This is a genomic window from Siccirubricoccus phaeus (genome assembly GCF_008360935.1).
Classification (GTDB): Bacteria; Pseudomonadota; Alphaproteobacteria; order Acetobacterales; family Acetobacteraceae; genus Siccirubricoccus; species Siccirubricoccus phaeus.
In genome coordinates, this window is sequence record NZ_SRXO01000003.1 from 272,013 (window position 1) to 291,381 (window position 19,369).

A 19,369-nucleotide genomic window follows, 5' to 3' on the forward strand; every position below is an offset into this window, starting at 1 on the left:
CGGCGCGGCGAGGATGGGCAGCGCGCTGATGGCGGCGCGGCGGGTGATGGTGTTCATCTTGGACCTCCCATTTTCGTTTTGTTCCACGCTACCGCCGCGCGGCGCGCGAGGGCAAGACGCCCGGTGCGGGCGGTGCCGGGTCAGCCCGCGCTCAACCGGCCTTCGCGCACCAGCCGGCGCCAGTCCTCGATCTCGCGCTGGACGAAGGCGGCCAGGTCCTCGGGCGAGCCAACGCGGTAGCTGCTGCCCTCGGCGGCGATCTGCGCCTGCATGTCCGGCCGGGCGGCGATCTCGCGCATCTTGGCGTTGATCTGCAGGATCACCGGCCGCGGCGTGCCGGCCGGGGCGAACACGGCGACCCAGGACGACACGGCGTAGCTCTCCATCCCCGGCAGGGACGAGACCAGCGGCAGTTCCGGCAGCCCGGGATGCGGCCCTGTTCCCGTGGTGGCCAGGGCGCGCAGGCGTCCCTCCCGCGCATGGACCAGCACCTGCCCGCCATCCACCACCATGAGCTGGACCTCGCCGGCGAGCAGCGCCGTCACGCCCTGCGGCGTCGAGCGGTAGGAGACCTGCGTCATCTTGATCCCGGCCAGGGCCTTGAGCATGGCGCCGCCGGCCATGCTGCCGGTATTGCCGACGGCGTAGTTGAGTCGCCCGGGATGGGCGCGGGCATAGGCGATCAGCTCGGCCATGCTGTGCACCGGCAGCGCGTTGTTCACCACCACGATCAGCGAGGAGTTGGTGACCAGCGCGACCGGGGCGAAATCCGCCACCGGGTCGTAGGGCAGGTTGGGCACCAGCGCGATATTGGCCGCATGGGTGCTGTTGGTGCCGTAGAGCAGCGTGTAGCCGTCGGGCCGCGCGCGCGCCACCGTCTCGGCGGCGATCACGCCATTGCCGCCGGGGCGGTTCTCCACCACCACCGGCTGACCCCAGTCGGCCGACATGTAGTGGCCGAAGGAGCGCGCGCGCAGATCGGTGGAACTGCCGGCGGTGAAGGGCACCACCGCGCGGATCGGGCGCGAGGGGTAGCGTTCCTGCGCGCGCGCGGGCAAGGCGGCAGGCAATCCGGCCAGCGCCGCCACCAGGCGGCGCCGTGCGGTGCTTGTCATGTCCCGGTTCGTCCCATGCCCGCGGCGCTGCCCGGCGCGCCGCCGGGCAGCGCCGGCGCCGGCGCGCGGATCGCCGGCCTTTCACCGTCGAAGGACACCGGCAGGCCGAGCAGGCGGTAATCCTCCCCGGGCACCGGCAGCAGCAGGCCGACGGCCTCGGTCTGCGGCTCGCGCGCCACCTCGGGGATCGTGTTGATCGGCCCGCAGGGCACGCCCGCGCGCTCCAGCCGATCGAGCCAGTCCGCGCGCGAGCGCGTCGCCAGCACGGCGGCGATCTCGCCCAGCAGCGCCTCGCGGTTCTCGAGCCGGCGGCGGTTGGTGGCGAAGCGCGCATCCCCGGCCCAGTCCGGCCGGCCGAGCACCGCGGCGAAGGCGGCGAACAGCCGGTCATTGCCGCAGCACACCATGAGCGGCGCGTCGGCCGCCTGGAACGCCTGGTAGGGCACCATGTTGGGATGCCCGGTGGCGGTGCGCGGCAGCAGCCGTCCCTCGTTCAGCCAGGACGTCAGGCGCTGGCCGGTCCAGACCAGCGCGGTCTCGAACAGCGAGGTGTCCACCACCCCGCCGCGCCCGGTCGCCTCGCGCCGGCGCAGCGCCGACAGCGCGCCGATCACCGTCCACATCGCCGTGCCGTAATCCACCACCGAGGCGCCGATGCGCTGCGGCGGCGCGCCTTCCTCGCCGCTGACCATGCACAGCCCGGCGAAGGCCTGCAGCAGCGGCTCGTAGCCCGGCCGCAGGGCGAGCGGCCCCTTGCGGCCGAAGGCGCTGATCGCGCAGTAGATCAGCCGCGAATGCCGCGCCAGCGTCTCCGCCGGGCCGATGCCGAGCGCCTCCGCCGCGCCGGGGCGCAGGTTGTGCACCAGGATGTCCGCCGGCGCGAGCAACTCGTGCAGCCGCGCGCGGCCGTCCGGCCGCCGCAGGTCGAGCACCACCGAGGCCTTGCCGCGGTTCATCTCGTGGAAGGTGAGGCTGTCGCCGCGGCGGAAATCCGGGCCCATGCCGCGCGAATCGTCGCCGCCCGGCTTCTCCACCTTCACCACCTCGGCGCCGAGATCGGCGAGGATGGCGCCGACGAAGGGGCCGGCGAGCACCTGGCCGAGCTCGACCACCCGCAGCCCGGCGAGCGGGGCGGGCGCGCTCATTGCGGCTCGATCCCGGCCTCGCGGGCGGCCTCGCGCCAGCGCTCCACCTCCTGCGCGACGAAGCCGGCCACGCCTTCGGGCGGCAGCTCGGAGGGGATCGTGCCTTCCTCGGCCATGCGCGCGCGCAGCCCGGGCTCGCGGCCGACCGCGATCACTTCGGCATTGAGCCGGGCGACGATCTCCGCCGGCGTCCCGGCGGGGGCGAAGATCGCGCTCCAGGACGCCACCGCATAGCCGGGAAGGCCCGCCGCGCCGGCGACCGTGGGCACGCCTGGCAGCGCCGGGACCGCGGCATCCACCGTGACCGCGAGCGCGCGGACGCGGCCCTGCCGGATCTGCGGCAGCGCCACGATGGCGTCGCTGAACATCACCTGCGCCGCCCCGGCGATGACGTCGAGGATCGCCTGCGCGTTGGACCGGTAGCTCACATAGGTCATGGATACCCCGGTCCGGGCCTTGAACATCTCCGCCGCGAGATGGGAGGAGGTGTTGCCGCTGGCGTAGTTCAGCGCGCCGGGATGGGCCCGCGCATGGGCGACCAGCCCGGCCATGTCGCGCACCGGCAGGTCGTTGCCGACCACCACCACCAGCGGCGTCCGCCCGATCAGCGCCACCGGCGCGAAATCCGCCACCGGGTCGTAGGGCAGGCGGCGGAACAGCACCGGATTGGCGGCGTGGGTGGTGTTCGAGGTGAACAGCAGCGTGTAGCCGTCGGGCCGCGCGCGCGCCACCGCCTCGGCGGCGAGGATGCCGCTGCCGCCGCCGCGGTTGTCCACCACCACAGGCTGGCCCCAGGCGGCGGCCAGGCGGTCGGCATAGAGCCTGGCGCGCACATCGCTGCCGCTGCCCGGCCCGAAGGCCACGATCAGGCGGATCGGCCGCGCCGGATAGGTCTCGGCCCGCGCCGGGCGCGCCGCCGCGGCAAGCAGCAGCGTCGCCGCCGCCCGCCGGGGCAGCGCCGCCCGCCCTTTCACGGCGTCCCCGCCGGGGCGAAGCGCGGCAGGCTGACCCCGAAATCCGACTGCACCTCGAGGCGCACGCGCATCCCCGCGGCGATGCTGTCGTGCGGGGCGAGGATGTTGGTGATCAGCCGCGGCCCCTCGTCGAGCTCGACGATGGCGACATTGTAGGGCAGGCGGTCGCGGAAGGCGTCGTGGTAGGCGGTGTGATAGACTACCCAGCTGATCACCTGCCCGGTGCCCGCGGCCTTCTCCCAGCCGGCGCCCTCGCGCAGGCAGGCGGGACATTCGCGCCGCGCGGGCAGCCAGCGATGGCCGCAATGCGGGCAGTGCTGGAAGCGCAGCTCCCCGGCGGCGAGGCCGGCCCAGTAGGCTTCGTTCAGCGGGGTGACCTCCGGTGTCGGCAGGGTCATGTCAGCCTCCGAGGATCAGGGTCGCGTGGGTGTGCATGGTGCCGCCCTGGTTGCTCACCAGCGCGTGGCGCACGCCGGGCACCTGCAGCGTGGCGGTGCCGCGGACCTGGCGCACCGCCTCGATCACCAGCTGCAGCCCCGGCATGCCGGTTTCCGACAGCAGGCCCCCGGCGGTGTTGATGGGCAGGTCGCCGCCGTGCTCGATGCGGCCTTCGCGCACGAAGCCCTCGGCCTGGCCGGGCGGGCAGAAGCCGTAATCTTCCAGCGTCATCAGCACGGTGATGGTGAAGCAGTCGTAGATCTGCGCCACCTGGATGTCCGCCGGGGCGAGCCCGGCCATGGCGAAGGCGTCGCGCGCCGCGTCCTTCGCCCGCGTGCTGGTCAGGCAGGGGCGCTGCGTCACCTCCCACGAGGTATGCGCCTGCCCCATGCCGAGGATCGGCACCGCCGCCTTCACCCCGAGCTCGCGCGCCCGGCGCGCCGACATCACCACCAGCGCGGCGGCGCCGTCGGAGATCAGCGCGCAGTCGTCGCGCCGCAGCGGCGCGACCAGCGGCGGGGTGGCGAGGTAGCCGTCGAGCGTCAGCGGCTTGCGGAGCTGCGCGTGGGGGTTGGCCGCGCCGTGCCGCCGCGCCGCCACCGCGACCGCGCCGAAGGCGGCCTCGGGCGTGCCGTGTTCGGCGACATGGCGGCGGTGGATCATGGCGTAGCCGGCGGCGGTCGAGAACCAGCCGAAGGCGGCGTCGTCGCCGCGCGGGCGGGCATAGGTGGCGCGGCTGCCGCTGCGCGGATTGTCGGCGTAGCAGACCAGCGCCACCTCGCACATGCCGGCCTCGATCGCCAAGCAGGCGAAGGCGACGCCCGACATGTTGGCCGCGCCCCCCTGGTCGAGCGCGATGCCGATGCGCGGCTGCAGGCCCAGCGCCTCGGACAGGGTCTGGCCATACAGGATCTCGCGCGCCGAGGTCGGCGTCTTGACGAAGACCCCGTCCACCGCCTGCTTCTCGATGCCGGCGTCCTCGAGCGCGCGGCGGCAGGCCTCCACGTTCAGCGAGACGGTGGACCGTCCCGGCAGGGTGCCGAAGGCGGTGTGGCCGACCCCCGCGATGACGAACTTCCCGCGCATCATGACCTTCCTTCCCCGATCCCGGCGCGCGCCAGCACGTCGCGCCAATAGGCGAGCTGGCGGCCGAGGAAGGCGCCGGCATCGCCCGCGCTGCCCCGCATCGGCACGGCGTTGAAGACGGCGAAGCGCTCGGCCGCCTCGGGGCGCGCCAGCACCTCGCCCATCGCCGCGTTGAGCTTCGCGACCGCCTCGGGCGGCGTGCCCGTCGGGGCGAGCGCGACATACCAGGAGCTGATGTCGAAGCCGGCGAAGCCGGATTCGGCCATGGTCGGCACCTCGGGCATCAGCGGCGAGCGTTCGGGCGTCGCCACCGCCAGCGCGCGCAGCCGGCCCTGCCGCACATGCGGAATGGTCGTGGTGCTGTCGAACATCGCCTGCACCGTGCCGGCGATGAGGTCCGTCACCGCCTCGGCCGAGCCGCGATAGGGCACCACCTCGAACTCCGCCCCGGTGGCGTGGCGGAACAGCTCCGCCGCGACATGGGGCGACTGCCCGGTGCCGGAGGAACCGAAGCTGAAGCGCCCGCCGGCGGCGCGGATCCGGGTGACGAGCTCGGCCGGGGTGCGGGCCGGCATGTCGGCCCGCACGACCAGCGAGACCGGCGCGACCATCAGCATCGAGACCGGGGCGAAGTCGCGCGCGATGTCGTAGCCGGGATTGCGGTAGTAGGACGGGTTGATGCCGACCGAGCCGGTGTTGCCGATGACCAGCGTGTGCCCGTCCGGCGCCGCGCCGGCGACGTAGCGCATGCCGATCTGCCCGCCGGCGCCGGCGCGGTAGTCAAGCACCACCGGCTGGCCGATCAGCGCCGGCATGTGCTGCACCAGCAGCCGCCCGACCACGTCGGTCGGCCCGCCCGGGGCGCCGGGCACGATCATCACCACCGGCCGGCTCGGGAAGGGCGCCTGCGCCCAGGCCGGGGCCGCCAGCCCGGCGGTCAATGCCGGCAGGGCCCGGCGCCGCAGTCGCATCATGACCATCCTCCCCTCTGTTCGAGCCGGCCGGCCGCGGGCCCGCCGCCCATCGTCACCGCGCCTCGCCGATCCCCGCGCGTGCAAGAACCTCGCGCCAATAGGCGAGCTGCCGGCCGACGAAGGCGGCGGCATCCGCCGGGCTGCCCCGCATCGGCACGGCGTTGATCGCGGCCAGGCGCTCGGCCACGTCGGGACGGGCCATCACCGGGTTCATGGCGGCATTGAGCGTGAGTACCGCCTCGGCCGGGGTGCCCGCCGGGGCAAGCGCGACATACCAGGAGCTGACGTCGAAGCCGGCGAAGCCGGCCTCGGCCATGGTCGGCACCTCGGGCATCAGCGGCGAGCGCTCGACATTGGCCACCGCCAGCGCGCGCAGCCGGCCCTGCCGCACGAAGGGCACCGAGCTGGTGCTGTCGAACATCGCCTGCACCGTGCCGGCGAGCATGTCGGTGACCGCCGGCGCCGCGCCGCGATAGGGCACGATCTCGAACTCCACCCCCGCCGCGTGGCGGAACAGCTCGGCCGCGACATGGGGCGACTGCCCGGTGCCGGAGGAGCCGAAGGTGAAGCGCCCGCCGGCGGCGCGGATATGCGCGACCAGCTCGGCCGGGGTGCGGACCGGCAGGTCGGCCGGCACGACCAGCGAGACCGGCGCGATCATCAGCATCGAGACCGGGGTGAAGTCGCGCGCGATGTCGTAGCCGGGATCGCGGTAGTAGGACGGGTTGATGCCGACCGATCCGGTATTGCCGATCACCAGCGTGTGCCCGTCCGGCGCTGCGGTCGCGACATGGCGCATGCCGATCTGCCCGGCGGCGCCGCTGCGGTTCTCGAGCACCACCGGCTGGCCGATCAGCGCGGGCATGTATTGCACCAGCACCCGGCCGGCGACGTCGGTCGGCCCGCCCGGCGCGGCCGGGGCGATCATCACCACCGGCCGGCTCGGGAAGGGCGCCTGCGCCCGTGCCGGGGCCGCCAGCCCGGCGGCCAGCGCCGGCAGGGACCGTCGCATCAATCGGATCATGGGCTTTTCCCTCCCCCGGGCTGCGGCACCAGCGCCTGGTCGGCGCCGAGCGGGCGGCTCGGCCAGCGCAGGCCGCGCTCGATGCCCTCGAAGCACAGCGCGCTGGTCGGCACGGTCATCGCGCCGAACTGCGGATGCTCGATGTCGAGCAGCGCGCGGCGTTCGTGCAGGTGGCGGTCGGCCACCACCTCGGCCAGCTCGCGCACCGGCGCGCAGGGCACGCCGGCCGCGGCCAGGCCCTGGAAGATCTCCTCCTTCGGCAGCGCCGCCGTCCAGGAGGCGACCATGCCGTCGAGCAGGTCCATGTTCGCCACCCGGTCGGTCATCCGCAGGAAGCGCGGGTCGTCGATCAGCTCGGCATGGCCGAAATAGCGCGCGGCGGCGCGCCAATGGCCGTCATGGTTGCAGATGATGGCGACATGCCCGTCCGCCGCCGGATAGACGTTGTAGGGACAGACCGACAGCCCGCCATGGCGGTTGCCGGTGCGGCCGGGGAAGGCGCTGCCCTTGTCGGCCAGCAGGGCGAGGTTGGAGGTCAGCGAGGGATAGACCGCCTCCACCATCGCCACCTCCACCGCGCGGGCCGGCCCGCCGCGCTCGCGCTCGAACAGCGCGGTGACGATGGCGCCATAGAGGTGGATGCCGGCGAAGAAGTCGCACAGCGCCGGCCCGGCCTTGAGCGGCGGGCCGCCGGCCTCGCCGGTGATGCTCATCACCCCGCTCATCGCCTGCACCACCAGGTCCATCGCCGGGTAGTCGCGATAGGGGCCGCTGCCGCCATAGCCCGAGCCGGAGGCGCAGATCAGCCGCGGATTGACCCCGCGCAGCACGTCCCGCGACAGGCCGAGCCGGTCCATCACCCCGGGGCGGTAGTTCTCGACCAGCACATCCGCCCCGGCGGCCATCCGCAGCAGCGCCGCGCGGTCCTCCTCGGCCTTCAGGTCGAGCACGACGCAATTCTTGCCCGAATTGAGCATGGCGAAGGGCAGCGTGGCCCCGCCATCGCCGTGCCGGCGGCGCAGCTGCTCGCCGCCGGGGGGCTCGATCTTGATCACCTCGGCCCCGGCCATGGCCATCAGGAAGGTGGCATAGGGGCCGTTGTAGATCTGCGTCAGATCGAGAACGGTGACGCCGGCGAGCGGTCCTGCCGACATTCAGCGTCCCTCGAAGCGCGGCGGCCGCTTCTCGGCGAAGGCGGCGCGGCCTTCCTTCACGTCCTCGCTGCCCTGCAGGATGCGGCTGACCATCTGCTCGAGCCGCAGCCCGTCGGCGAGCGGCATGTCGCGCGAGCGCAGCCCGAGCTCCTTCGCCGCCTGCACCGCGAGCGGGGCATTCGCCGCGATGCGGCGGGCGAAGGCGCGCGCGGCGGGCATCAGTTCCTCGGGCGGGACCACGGCATTGACCAGGCCCCAGCGTTCCGCCCGCGCCGCGTCGATCGCATCGCCGGTCAGCAGCATCTCCATCGCGATCGCGTGGGGCAGCTGGCGCATCACCCGCTGGGTGCCGCCATTGCCGGCGATGACGCCGCGCTTGACCTCGCTGAGGCCGAAGGTGGCGTGCGGGACGGCGATGCGGATGTCGGTGGCCAGCAGCAGGGTCATGCCGCCGCCCACGCAGAAGCCGTTGACCGCGGCGATCACCGGCTTCCACACCTCAAGGCCGCGGTTCAGCAGCTGCCCCTTCTGCGTCAGCCAGTGGTCCGACAGTTCCTGCCGGCGGCCGATGAAGTCCTTGATGTCGGCGCCGGCCGAGAAGGACTTGTCCCCCGCGCCGGTGACGATCGCGCAGCGCACCGCCGGGTCGTCGCGCACGCGCATCCAGGCGTCGGTCAGCCCGGCGTAGTGCGCGGCATCGAGCGCGTTGCGCCGCTCCGGCCGGTTGATGGTGATGGTGGCGATGCCCTCGGCATCGATGTCGAGGTCGATGGACATCAGCGCCGCCCCTTCCCGCCGAGCAGGGTGCGGGCGAGCACCATGCGGTGCACCTCGGACGGCCCCTCGCCGATGCGCTTGATCCGCATCTCGCGGTACCAGCGTTCGAGCGGCATCTCCTGCGCGACGCCGAGGCCGCCGAAGATCTGCACGCAGCGGTCCACAACGCGCCCCGCCGTCTCGGTCGCCACCACCTTGGCGACCGAGGCATCGGTCTTGAGGTCGCCGCCGAGTGCTGCGGTCCAGGCCGCCTGCCACACCAGCAGGCGGGCGGCGCGCAGCTCCATCTCGCTGTCGGCGATCATCCACTGGATCGCCTGCTTGTCCGCCAGCTTCGAGCCGAAGGCCTCGCGCTGCCGGGCCCAGTCCATGGCGAGTTCGAGCGCCGCCTGGGCGATGCCGACGCAGGCGGCGGCATAGGGCACGCGGCCCTCGACCAGCCATTTCTCGCACAGCTGGAAGCCCTGGCCTTCCTCGCCGAGGCGGTTCTCGACCGGCACCTCGACATCCTCGAGGTGCAGCTCATAGGGCGACCAGGCGCGGATCACGCCGATCCGCCGCTTGGTCAGGCCCTTGGGGTTGCCGTCGATGATGAAGCAGGTGATGCCGCCGCGTTCGCCCTGCGCGCCGGTGCGGGCGAACAGCAGGCCCCAATCGGCGCTGCCCGCGCCCGAGATCCACATCTTGCTGCCGTTGAGCACGTAGCGGCCGCCGCGGTGCTCGGCGCGGGTGCGGATGCCGCGCGCCGGGTCGGCGCCGCCCGAGGGCTCGCTGATGGCGACGAAGACCTTCTGGCCGCGCTCGACCGCGGGGATGCCGAAGCGCTCGATCTGGTCGCGGTTGCCGAGCCAGATGGCATTGGGCGGATCGGCCCCGAAGGCGCCGCAGGCCGGGATATAGGCGCCCATGCGGCACTTCGACGCCTCCTCGGCGATCACCGCCTGGCCGAGCAGGTCGAGCCCGGCGCCGCCATATTCGGTCGGCGTGCGGTAGCACCACAGGCCAAGGTCGCGCGCCTTCTTCTGCAGCGGGGCCAGATCCGCCACGGGCAGTTCGCAGGCGTCGTGTGGCGCGCGATCCTCGGCCGGCTTGACGTCGTTCTGCATGAAGCGCCGCGCGGTATCGCGCAGCATCTTCAATTCCTCGGGCAGGGCCCAGGCGCCGTTGCTCACGTCCTCATCACCTCCGGATGCCGGACCGGACGCGGTGCGTGGATGCGGAGGCGGCCATGCCGCGATGCGATGGCGCCCCGGCCTTGGCCGGGCGCGCCGGATGCTTCCTCCGTCTCCTCGGCCGCGCCGGCCGGGCTTTCTTGCTCAACGGGAGGAAGTGTTGTGCCGGTGCGGAGGCGCGTCTAACACTTTAGCGGCAAGGCGCCGATGCCGCGGCGGCATCGAGACGGCCAGGGAGGGTGGAAGCGCGTGGAACTGCGCCAGCTCCGCTATTTCGCCGCCGTCGCGCGGGAACGGCATTTCGGCCAGGCCGCGCGCGCGCTGCGGATCGCCCAGCCCGCGGTCAGCCGGCAGATCCAGCAGCTCGAGGCGGAACTCGGCGTGCGGCTGTTCGACCGCCGGCCGCGCGGGGCGGTGCTGACCGCCGAAGGGCTCGCGCTGCTCGACCGCGCCGAGCGGCTGCTCGGCGAGGCGGATGCGATGCGCCGCGACGCGCGCGGCCAGGCCGACCGGCCGCGCGGGGCGGTGACGATCGGCCTGTCGCCCGGCGTGTCGGACATCATCGGCGCCGCCTTCGCCACCCGCGCCGCGCGGCAGTTCCCCGAGATCCGGCTGCGGCTCGCCATCGGCTTCATGCACGACCTTGAGAAGCAGCTCGAGGAAGGGGCGATCGACGCCGCCATGCTGAACGGGCCCGGCGCCTCGGCGCGGCTGGCGGCGGAGCCGCTGCTCGCCGAGCCGCTGTGCCTGATCTGCGCCGCCGCGGACCGCCGCTTCGAGGGGGCGGCGGTGCCGCTGCGCGCGCTGGCGGGCGTGCCGCTGGTGCTCGCCGGCCGGCCCGACAGCTGGGTGCGCCGCGCGCTGCGCGACGCGCTGGGCCAGGAGGCGCTCGGCATCGAGGTGGCGGCCGAGGCGGATACCGTCGCCCTCGCCAAGCGGCTCGTGCTCGACGGGCTCGGGCCGATGGTCGATGTCGCCTCGATGGTGCGCGCCGAGATCCTGGAGGGGCGGCTGCGCGCGGTGCCGCTCGGCGCGCTCGCTATCACCCGGCTGCTGGTCATGCCCCGCGGGCGGGAACCGTCGCCGGCGGCGGTCGCGGCCGCCGGCCTGCTGCGCGACTGCGCGCGCGAGATGCTGGCCAGCGGGCTGTGGCTGGGCGCGCGGGCGCCGGCGGCCTCAGCCGGTCCCTGACGCCCGGCGGTGCCGGGAATGGCCCCGCGCGCGCCGCGCCGTCACCCCTCCCAGGCCAGGCGCAACGCCGCCGCCGCCTGGCCGAGCGTCACGGCGGAAGCCGGGATCGCCTTGCCCAGGGTGAGGAAGCCGTGGATCTGGTCGGAGACGTGCAGGTGGCTGACCGGCACGCCCTCGGCCTCGAGCCGCCGGGCATAGGCGATGCCTTCGTCGCTCAGCGGGTCGTGGCCGGCGGTCATCACGAAGGCCGGCGGCAGGCCAGAAAGGCTGCCCGCCCGCGCGGGCGAGGCGCGCCAATCGGCCCGCGCCGCCGGGTCCGGCACATAATGGCCGATGAACCAGCGCATCGAGGCGGCGTTCAGCACATAGCCCTCGATGAAGCGGCCATAGGCCGGCGATTCCGCCGCGAGGTCGGTGACCGGGTAGAACAGCATCTGGAACATCGGCATCGGCGCCTGGCCGTCGCGCGCCATCAGGCACAGCGCGGCGGCGAGGTTGCCGCCCGCGCTGTCGCCGCCCACCGCGATGCGCGCCGCGTCGATGCCGAGCGCCCCTGCCTGCCCGGCCACGAAGCGCAACGCGGCGGCGGCGTCCTCGGCCGCCGCCGGGAAGGGGTGTTCGGGGGCCAGGCGATAATCCACCGCGACCACCACCGCGGCCAGCCGGTTCGCCAGTTCGCGGCAGAGCTGGTCATGGCTGTCGAGGTCGCCGACCACCCAGCCGCCGCCATGCAGGAACAGCAGGCAGGGCTGCGGCCCGGTGCCGGCGCCGAGCCCGCGATAAAACCGCAGCGGCACCGCCCCGCCGGGGCCGGGGCAGGACAGGTCGCGGCATTCGGCGACCGCCGGCGGCTCGGGCTGCAGCGCCTGCCGCGCGGCGGCATAGGCCACGCGCGCCTCGGCGGGCGTCATCGCCTCGAAGGGCGGCCGGAGTCGCGGATCAGGTCGAGCACCCGGCGGGCGCTGGGATGCAGGCTGGTCATGCGGGCGCTCCCTTGGCGGATTGATGCGATGCCGCCGCCTGGATTCAGCCGGCCTGCCCCAGCGTGCCGGCGGCGCGCAGCGCGGCGATCTCGGCCTCGGGCAGCCAGCCGGCCAGCGCCGCCTCGGCCCCGGCGGGATCGGCGGGCTGCGGCGGCAGGCTCAGCTCCGGCACGGTGCGGCTGAAGCGCGGCGCCGGGGCGGGCTGCGCCACGCCGTCGAACTCGACGAAGGTGCGCCGCGCGGCCATGTGCTTGTGGCGCAGCGCCTCGGCCGGGGTCAGCACCGGGGCGAAGCAGGAATCGGTGCCTTCCAGCAGCTCGCACCAGGCATCGCGCGGGCGCTGGCGGAAGATCTCGGCCAGGCGGCGCTTCGCCTCGGGCCAGCGGGCGCGGTCCGACTGCTTGGGGAAATCGGCCGGGTCGATGCCGATCCGGCGCAGCAATTCCTGGAAGAAGCGGCCTTCGATCGGCGCAACCGAGACATAGCGCCCATCGGCGCATTCGTAGCAGTCGTAATAGGGGGCGCCGCCGTCGATCACGCCCTCGCCGCGGCCCTCGGGCAGCAGGCCGGCGCCGAACAGACCGAACATGCCGGTCATCAGATGCGCCACGCCGTCCACGATCGCCGCGTCCACCACCTGGCCGCGGCCCGAGCCGCGCGCCTCGAGCACCGCGCAGACGAGGCCGAAGGCGAGGTAGAGCGCGCCGCCGCCATAATCGCCGACGAGGTTGAGCGGCGCCGTCGGCGGCTGGCCCTGGCGGCCGATATGGTGCAGCGCCCCCGTCAGCGCGATGTAGTTGAGATCGTGCCCCGCCGCCGGGGCGAGCGGCCCGTCCTGCCCCCAGCCGGTCATGCGCCCATAGGCGAGGCGCGGATTGCGCGCGAGGCAGTCGTCGGGGCCGAGGCCGAGGCGTTCGGCGACGCCGGGGCGGAAGCCCTCGATCAGCGCATCCGCCCCGTCCACCAGCCGCAGCGCCAGTTCGCGCGCGGCGGGCTGCTTGAGGTCGAGGGCGAGGGTGCGGCGCCCGCGCAGGGTGAGGTTGTATTTCAGCGGCCGGCTCATGCCGAGCTCGGGCGGGTCCGGCCGGTCGATGCGAAGCACCGTCGCGCCCATGTCGGCGAGCAGCATCGCCGCCATCGGCCCCGGGCCGATGCCCGCGAGTTCCACCACCTTCAAACCGGCCAACGGCCCCATCTGTTTCCTCCTGCGTTTGTCGCAACGCCCGCCGGCCGGCAGCCGGCTTTCCGAACGCCGTTCGGGACCACCCGACACGGCGGCGGGCGCGCCGTCAAGCCGCCGTGTTGACAGCCTGCCCGAACGACGTTCAGCATGTCGAACAAGGCGCCGGTCCAAGGCGCACCCGAGCGGGACGATTCCGCGTCCGGGAACGATCGAGGAGGAAACGGGCGTGTCCTTTGCCCTGACCGAGGAGCAGATCCAGGTCCGCGACCTGGTGCGCCGGGTGGCGCGCGAGAAGGTGGCGCCGCGCGCCGCCGAGATCGACGCCAGCGGCGAATACCCGCAGGACATGTTCGAGCTGCTGCGCGAACTCGGCCTGTTCACCCTGCCCTTCCCGGCCGAATATGGCGGCTCGGGCAGCACCCTGGCCGGCTGCCTCGCGGTCGAGGAGCTGGGCCGAGTCTGCTACAATACCGGTTACCTGCTGGTGGTGCAGTGGGTGCCGCTCGGCACCATCCTCGCCGGCGGCACGCCCGAGCAGAAGGCGCGGCTGCTGCCCGGCCTCGCCTCGGGCCAGCTGCGCGCCGCCTTCTCGCTGACCGAGCCGCAATCGGGCTCTGACGTCGCCGGCATCCGCACCCGCGCGCGGCCCGATGGGGACGGGTTCGTGCTCAATGGCGGCAAGATCTGGTGCACCAACGCCGCGGTGTCGGATTTCGTGCTGGTCGGCGCGCGGCTCGAACGCGGCGACGGCCCGGGCGAGGTGAACTTCTTCATCGTCGAGCGCGACCGCCCCGGCTTCCGCGTCGGCCGCAAGGAGGAGAAGATGGGCGCCCGCGGCGTCCCCTCCTCGGCGCTGTTCTTCGACGATGTGCGGCTGCCGAAGGAGAACCTGCTCGGCGGCGGGGCGGGCGGCTTCCGCTCGGTGATGGAGGCGCTGAACAAGTCGCGCCCGATCGTCGCCGCGCGCGCCGTCGGCCTGGCGCAGGGGGCGATGGACCACGCGATCGAGTTCGCCCGCGGCCGCCGCGCCTTCGGCGAGACGGTGGCGAACTACCAGGGCATCCGCTGGATGATCGCCGACATGGCGATCCAGATCGAGGCGGCGCGGCAGCTGACCTACGCCGCCGCGGCGGCGGTGGATGCCGGCACCACCGGCGCCGCGATGGCGAGCCTCGCCGCCTCGGCCAAGTGCTTCGCCAGCGACATGGCGATGAAGGTGGCGACCGACGCGGTGCAGATCTTCGGCGCCTCCGGCATCTCGAACGAGTTCCCGATCAACCGCTACTTCCGCGACGCGAAGGTGGTGCAGATCATCGAGGGAACAAACCAGATCCAGCGCAACATCGTGGCGCGCAACCTGATCGGCAAGGCGGAGTGACGGGCATGGCGAAGGAAACGGGCGGGCTGCCCTATGTGGGTCTGGGCCTTTATTTCGAGGACCTGACCATGGGGCGGGCCTTCCGCACCATCGGCCGCACGGTGACCGAGGCGGACATCGTCAACTTCATCAATACGACCGGCATGGCCGAGGTGCTGTTCATGAACCTCGACTTCCTCGAGAAGGAGAGCGACATCAGGGGCCGCGTCGCCCCCGGCGCGCTCGGCTACACCTTCGCCGAGGGGCTGCTGGTGCAGGCGACCATGCAGCACACCGGCTTCGCCTTCCTCGGCATGGAGCTGAAGATCGAGAACCCGCTTTTCGCCGGCGACACCATCCATGCCGAGGTCGAGGTGATCGAGGCGCGGCTGTCGCAGAGCCGGCCCGGCCGCGGCCTGGTCCGCACCCGCAACCGCGTCGTCAAGCAGGACGGCACGGTGGTGCTGACCTATACGCCGCTGCGGATGGTCAAGTGCCGAAGCGCCGGCGGGCCCGAGGCGTGAGCCAGGCCGGCGGCGGGCCGCTCGCTGGGGTCAGGGTGATCGACCTGACCAGCGCGGTGCTCGGCCCGGTGGCGACGCAGATTCTCGGCGACATGGGCGCCGACGTCATCAAGGTGGAGCCGCCGCAGGGCGACACCATGCGCCAGGTCGGCCCGACGCGCGGGCCCGACATGGCGGTGATGTTCCTCAACATCAACCGCAACAAGCGCTCGGTGGTGCTCGACCTGAAGCAGCCGGCGGCGCGCGCCGCGCTGCTGCGGCTGATCGAGGGCGCGGACGTGCTGGTGCACAACATGCGCCTCGGCGCCGCCGAGCGGCTGGGGCTGTCATACGCCGCGCTGGCGACGCGCAACCCGCGCCTGATCCATGCCAGCGCCACCGGCTTCCGCAAGGATGGCCGCCACCGCGACCGCCCGGCCTTCGACGACGTGATCCAGGGCATGAGCGGCCTTGCCGCGCTGAACGCCATGCGCGACGACGGCGAGCCGCGCTACGTGCCGAGCGCCATCGCCGACAAGTTCTGCGGCCATGTCCTCGCCTCCGCCGTCGCCATGGCGCTGTACCGGCGCGAGCGCACCGGGCGCGGGCAGGAGGTGCATGTGCCGATGCTCGAAACCATGCTCTCCTTCAACCTCGGCGAGCATCTGTGGGGCGGGGTACTCGACGATCCCTCGCTGGGGCTCGGCTATGGGCGCATGTTCACGCCCTATCGCCGGCCCTTCCCGACCAGCGACGGGCATCTGTGCCTGATGGCCAATTCCGACGACCAGTGGCAGCGGCTGCTGGGCGCGCTCGGCCGGCCCGACCTCGCCGAGGATCCGCGCTTCGCCCGCCTCGCGCAGCGCGCGGTCAACATCGGCGCGCTCTATGCCATCGTCGAGGAGGTGATGCGAACGCGCAGCACCGCCGAATGGCAGGCGCGGCTCGATGCCGCGGACGTGCCGAACGGGCCGGTGCTCGGCCTCGCCGACATGCTGGAGGACGACTACCTGGCCGAGACCGGCTTCTTCCAGCGCGTCGAGCATCCCTCGGAAGGGCGGATGCTGGTCACCGCGGTGCCGGTCGAGTTCTCCGAGGCGCCGGGCGCGGTGCGGCGCCTGCCGCCGCGCCTGGGCGAGCACACCGCCGAGGTGCTGCGCGAGGCCGGGCTGGCGGAGGCCGAGATCGCGGAACTCGCCGGCGGCTGAGCCGCCGCCGGCCTATGAAGCGCCCGCCGCCGCGGCGGAACGGGCGCGGCAACAGGGAGGAGGATCGCATGCGGCGACGCGGTTTGATGGCCGGCGGGCTCGCCCTTGCCGGGATGGCCGGCGCGGCGCGGGCGCAGGACCGCTTCCCCGACCGTCCGCTGCGGCTGGTGGTGGGCTTCGCGCCCGGCGGGCCGACCGACATCGTCGGCCGCCGCTTCGCCGAGCGGCTCGGCGCGGTGCTCGGCCAGCCGGTGGTGGTGGAGAACCGCTCCGGCGCCAGCGGGTCGGTCGCCGCGATCGAGGTCGCACGCGCGCGCCCCGATGGCTACACGCTGCTGCTCACCACGCCCTCGGCCCATGCGATATTCCCGCAGATCGCGGTGCGGCCGGGCTATGACGCGCTGGCCGATTCCAGCCCCATTGGCCTCGTCGCCATCGCCCCGGTGGTGTTCGCCGCGCATCCCTCCTTCCCGGCGCGCGACCTGCCCGGGATGATGGATCTGGTGCGCGCCCGGCCCGGCGCCTTCAGCTTCGGCTCGGGCGGCGCCGGCACCATCACGCATTTCGGCATGGAGCTGTTCATGCGCCAAGCCGGCGGGCTGCGGCTCGAGCATGTGCCCTATCGCGGCGCCGGGCCGGCGGTGCAGGATTGCGTCGCGGGCCACATCCCCCTGGTGGTGGACACCTTCGCGCCGATGATTGAGCACCATCGGGCGGGGCGGCTGCGCGTCCTCGCCGTGCTCGCCGAGCAGCGCTCCGCCGTCGCGCCCGACGTGCCCACCGCGGTCGAGCACGGCGTCGCGGGCGCCGTCGCCAACACGTACAACGCGCTGCTCGGCCCGGCGGGCATGGCCGAGGCGAGCGTCACGGCGCTCAGCCACGCCACCCGGCAGGCGACCGAGAACGACGAATTCCGTGCCTTCCTGCGCGCCATCTCCGCCGAGCCGGTGAGCGGCATGACGCCGGAGCGCACCGCCGCCTACATCCGCGGCGAATACGCCAAATGGACCCCGATCATCCAGGCGTCCGGATTGAGGATCGAATGATGACCGGTACGACGGGACCGCGTCGCCCGCTCGCCCGGCGCCGGCTGCTTGGCGGCGGCGCCACCGCGATTGCCGCCGGCGCCCTGCCGCTGGCCAAGGGGCGGGCCGCCGGCTTCCCCGAACGGCCGGTCCGCCTGCTGGTCGGCTTCACGCCGGGCGGCCAGACCGACATCTTCGCCCGCGGCCTGGCCGAGCGCCTGGGCGCGGAACTCGGCCAGCCGGTGGTGATCGAGAACCGCCCCGGCGCCGGCAGCTCGGTGGCGGTGAGCGAGGTGGCGCGGGCGCACCCCGACGGTTACACGCTGATGTTCATCAACCCCTCGGGCTTCGCCATCCATCCGCAGGTGGCGGCGCGGCCGAGCTACGACCCGCTCAAGGACTTGGCACCCGTCGCCCTGGTCGCCAACACGCCGGTCACGGTCGTCGCCGGCCCCGGCTTCGCCGGCGGCGACGTGGCCGGGCTGATCGCGCAGGCGCGGGCCAATCCCGGCGGCCTGACCTACGGCTCGGCGGGCGCGGGGACGGTGACGCAGCTCGGCATGGAGCTGTTCCTGCAGAAGGCGGGCGGGCTGCAGATCGTGCATGTGCCCTATCGCGGCGCGGCGCTGGTCGCGCAGGACCTCCTCGCCGGACGCATCCCGCTGATGGTGGATGCCTTCGCCACCATGGTCGAACAGCATCGCAGCGGCACCGTGCGGATGCTATGCGTGCTGGCGCGGGAACGCGCCGCGGCGGCGCCCGATGTGCCGACGGCGATCGAGAGCGGCGTGCCCGACGCCATCGCCGATGTCTACAACGCCGTCGTCGCCCCGGCGGCCACCCCCGCCCCAGGGATCGAGACCTTGAACGCCGCGATCCGCCGCATCACCGCCTCGGACTCCTATCGCGCCTTCCTCGCCAATTACGGCGCGGCGGCGGGCGGGCCGATGACGGCGGCCGAGCTGACGACCTACCTGCACAATGATTTCCGCCGCTGGACCCCGGTGATCCGCGCCACCGGGCTGAGGATCGAATGATGGCGGGCACGGCGTCGGGCGCCGGGGCGGGGCGGCGCGGCGTGCTGCGCCTCGCGGCGCTGGCGGCCGGCGCCGTGCCCTTCGGGGGCGCGCGGGCCGCCGCCTTCCCCGAGCGGCCGATCCGCGTGGTGGTGGGCTATGCCGCCGGCGGGCCGACCGACCTCTATGCACGGCGGCTCGCCGAGGGGCTCGGCGCCGCGCTCGGCCAGCCGGTGGTGGTGGAGAACCGCCCCGGCGCCAGCGGCACCGTCGCCGGGGCCGATGTGGCGCGGGCGCGGCCCGACGGCTACACGCTGCTGGTCACCGCCTCCTCGGCCCATGCGGTCTATCCGCAGCTGGTGGCGCGGCCGCCCTATGACCCGGTGGCGGATTTCACCGGCATCGGCGTCATCACCGTCTCCCCCACGGTGATCGCCGTGCACCGCGCCGTGCCGGCGGACAGCCTGGTGGCGCTGCTGACGATGGTGCGCGCAGCGCCGGGCCGCTTCGCCTATGGCACCGGCGGGGCGGGCAGCGTCATGCAACTCGGCATGGAGCTGCTGCTGCGCGAGGCGGGCGGGCTGCGGATGGAACACATCCCCTATCGCGGCGCCGGCCCGGCGGTTCAGGACTGCATCGCCGGCCATGTGCCGGTGGTGGTGGACACCTTCGCGCCCATGCTCGCCCATCATCGCGACGGGCGGCTGCGGATCCGGTGCGTGATGTCCGAAGGGCGCTCGGCGATGGCGCCGGAAGTGCCGACCGCCATCGAGGCCGGCGTGCCCGGCGCGGTCGCCAACACCTATGCCGCCTTCCTCGCCCCCGCCGGCACGCCGGCGGATGTGCTGGCGCGCCTCAACGGCGCGATGCGCGCGGTGACGCAGACCGAGGAATTCCGCGCCTTCCTGCGCGGCCTCTCGGCGGAGCCGGTGCCCGACCCGGCGCCGGAGGCGACCATGGCGTTCATCCGTTCGGAATACGACAAGTGGACGCCCGTCATCCGCGCGCTCGGCCTGCGGATCGAGTGACGCGGCGCAACAGAGG

Annotated in this window: 19 protein-coding genes; 7 read left to right on the forward strand and 12 right to left on the reverse strand. The window is 73.6% G+C overall.

The window, feature by feature from the left end:
* Window positions 1-140 precede the first annotated feature (140 nt).
* From E5N76_RS05980 to E5N76_RS06025, 10 genes are read right to left on the reverse strand one after another with little or no spacing between them, the layout of a single operon-like run.
* Window positions 141-1,115, reverse strand: a complete 975-nt coding sequence (locus E5N76_RS05980) for a Bug family tripartite tricarboxylate transporter substrate binding protein (RefSeq protein WP_149536380.1) — start codon at window positions 1,113-1,115, stop codon at window positions 141-143.
* Window positions 1,112-2,260 carry a CaiB/BaiF CoA transferase family protein gene (locus E5N76_RS05985; protein ID WP_149536381.1) on the reverse strand — a complete coding sequence of 383 codons (1,149 nt, stop codon included), beginning with the start codon at window positions 2,258-2,260 and terminating at the stop codon, window positions 1,112-1,114. Before E5N76_RS05985 ends, E5N76_RS05980 begins: the two co-directional genes overlap by 4 nt.
* Entirely contained in the window at window positions 2,257-3,234 is a 978-nt protein-coding gene (locus E5N76_RS05990; protein WP_149536382.1) for a Bug family tripartite tricarboxylate transporter substrate binding protein, read from the reverse strand. The genes E5N76_RS05985 and E5N76_RS05990 overlap by 4 nt, the downstream gene beginning before the upstream one ends.
* Window positions 3,231-3,632, reverse strand: a complete 402-nt coding sequence (locus E5N76_RS05995; protein ID WP_149536383.1) for a Zn-ribbon domain-containing OB-fold protein — start codon at window positions 3,630-3,632, stop codon at window positions 3,231-3,233. Before E5N76_RS05995 ends, E5N76_RS05990 begins: the two co-directional genes overlap by 4 nt.
* Before the next feature lies 1 nt (window position 3,633).
* A complete protein-coding gene (locus E5N76_RS06000; protein ID WP_149536384.1) occupies window positions 3,634-4,758 on the reverse strand; it encodes a thiolase family protein in 1,125 nt (374 codons plus the stop codon).
* Window positions 4,758-5,729: a Bug family tripartite tricarboxylate transporter substrate binding protein gene (locus tag E5N76_RS06005; RefSeq protein ID WP_207791870.1), complete on the reverse strand. Its 972-nt coding sequence runs from the start codon at window positions 5,727-5,729 to the stop codon at window positions 4,758-4,760. Before E5N76_RS06005 ends, E5N76_RS06000 begins: the two co-directional genes overlap by 1 nt.
* Before the next feature lie 55 nt (window positions 5,730-5,784).
* Entirely contained in the window at window positions 5,785-6,756 is a 972-nt protein-coding gene (locus E5N76_RS06010; protein WP_149536386.1) for a Bug family tripartite tricarboxylate transporter substrate binding protein, read from the reverse strand.
* Window positions 6,753-7,910, reverse strand: a complete 1,158-nt coding sequence (locus E5N76_RS06015; RefSeq protein WP_149536387.1) for a CaiB/BaiF CoA transferase family protein — start codon at window positions 7,908-7,910, stop codon at window positions 6,753-6,755. Before E5N76_RS06015 ends, E5N76_RS06010 begins: the two co-directional genes overlap by 4 nt.
* Window positions 7,911-8,687 carry an enoyl-CoA hydratase/isomerase family protein gene (locus E5N76_RS06020; protein WP_099096070.1) on the reverse strand — a complete coding sequence of 259 codons (777 nt, stop codon included), beginning with the start codon at window positions 8,685-8,687 and terminating at the stop codon, window positions 7,911-7,913.
* Window positions 8,687-9,859 carry an acyl-CoA dehydrogenase family protein gene (locus tag E5N76_RS06025; protein WP_149536388.1) on the reverse strand — a complete coding sequence of 391 codons (1,173 nt, stop codon included), beginning with the start codon at window positions 9,857-9,859 and terminating at the stop codon, window positions 8,687-8,689. The genes E5N76_RS06020 and E5N76_RS06025 overlap by 1 nt, the downstream gene beginning before the upstream one ends.
* Window positions 9,860-10,108: 249 nt before the next feature.
* Here E5N76_RS06025 and E5N76_RS06030 point away from each other — a divergent pair, with 249 nt between their 5' ends.
* The gene (locus E5N76_RS06030) at window positions 10,109-11,050 is read left to right on the forward strand and encodes a LysR family transcriptional regulator (protein ID WP_187830001.1); all 942 of its coding nucleotides are present in this window, start codon (window positions 10,109-10,111) and stop codon (window positions 11,048-11,050) included.
* 41 nt (window positions 11,051-11,091) lie between these two features.
* On the opposite strand, the gene E5N76_RS06035 is transcribed toward E5N76_RS06030, so the two are convergent.
* Complete coding sequence (locus tag E5N76_RS06035) at window positions 11,092-11,961, reverse strand: alpha/beta hydrolase (RefSeq protein ID WP_235907585.1); 870 nt, start codon at window positions 11,959-11,961, stop codon at window positions 11,092-11,094.
* A gap of 115 nt (window positions 11,962-12,076) precedes the next feature.
* On the reverse strand, window positions 12,077-13,219 hold the full coding sequence (locus tag E5N76_RS06040; RefSeq protein WP_457852673.1) for a CaiB/BaiF CoA transferase family protein: 1,143 nt from the start codon (window positions 13,217-13,219) through the stop codon (window positions 12,077-12,079).
* Between the two features lie 223 nt (window positions 13,220-13,442).
* On the opposite strand from E5N76_RS06040, the gene E5N76_RS06045 reads away from it, so the two are divergent.
* The 6 genes from E5N76_RS06045 (at window position 13,443) to E5N76_RS06070 (ending at window position 19,353) form a co-directional block, all read left to right on the forward strand.
* Window positions 13,443-14,594 carry an acyl-CoA dehydrogenase family protein gene (locus E5N76_RS06045; RefSeq protein ID WP_099096075.1) on the forward strand — a complete coding sequence of 384 codons (1,152 nt, stop codon included), beginning with the start codon at window positions 13,443-13,445 and terminating at the stop codon, window positions 14,592-14,594.
* A gap of 5 nt (window positions 14,595-14,599) precedes the next feature.
* Window positions 14,600-15,097 carry an FAS1-like dehydratase domain-containing protein gene (locus E5N76_RS06050; RefSeq protein ID WP_149536392.1) on the forward strand — a complete coding sequence of 166 codons (498 nt, stop codon included), beginning with the start codon at window positions 14,600-14,602 and terminating at the stop codon, window positions 15,095-15,097.
* Complete coding sequence (locus tag E5N76_RS06055) at window positions 15,094-16,284, forward strand: CaiB/BaiF CoA transferase family protein (protein ID WP_090664829.1); 1,191 nt, start codon at window positions 15,094-15,096, stop codon at window positions 16,282-16,284. The genes E5N76_RS06050 and E5N76_RS06055 overlap by 4 nt, the downstream gene beginning before the upstream one ends.
* 68 nt (window positions 16,285-16,352) lie before the next feature.
* A complete protein-coding gene (locus E5N76_RS06060) occupies window positions 16,353-17,330 on the forward strand; it encodes a Bug family tripartite tricarboxylate transporter substrate binding protein (RefSeq protein ID WP_187830002.1) in 978 nt (325 codons plus the stop codon).
* Entirely contained in the window at window positions 17,330-18,346 is a 1,017-nt protein-coding gene (locus tag E5N76_RS06065) for a Bug family tripartite tricarboxylate transporter substrate binding protein (protein ID WP_187830003.1), read from the forward strand. Before E5N76_RS06060 ends, E5N76_RS06065 begins: the two co-directional genes overlap by 1 nt.
* Complete coding sequence (locus E5N76_RS06070) at window positions 18,346-19,353, forward strand: Bug family tripartite tricarboxylate transporter substrate binding protein (protein ID WP_187830004.1); 1,008 nt, start codon at window positions 18,346-18,348, stop codon at window positions 19,351-19,353. Before E5N76_RS06065 ends, E5N76_RS06070 begins: the two co-directional genes overlap by 1 nt.
* Window positions 19,354-19,369: the final 16 nt, after the last annotated feature.